The organism is Sphaerotilus sp. FB-3 (genome assembly GCF_023706025.1).
GTDB classification, from domain to species: domain Bacteria; phylum Pseudomonadota; class Gammaproteobacteria; order Burkholderiales; family Burkholderiaceae_C; genus Sphaerotilus; species Sphaerotilus sulfidivorans.
In genome coordinates, this window is sequence record NZ_BQWE01000069.1 from 1 (window position 1) to 212 (window position 212).

The window sequence follows — 212 nt, forward strand, 5'->3', positions numbered from 1 at the left end:
GAGGGGCAACCCTTGAGAGTGGCGAACGGGTGAGTAATACATCGGAACGTGCCCAGTCGTGGGGGATAACGTAGCGAAAGCTACGCTAATACCGCATACGACCTGAGGGTGAAAGCGGGGGATCGCAAGACCTCGCGCGATTGGAGCGGCCGATGGCAGATTAGGTAGTTGGTGGGGTAAAGGCCTACCAAGCCTGCGATCTGTAGCTGGTC

1 rRNA gene is annotated in these 212 nt (G+C 58.0%); it reads left to right on the forward strand.

The annotated features are described in order from the left end of the window. Positions 1-212 (forward strand): 16S ribosomal RNA (locus NFT33_RS19070); the annotation flags it as partial.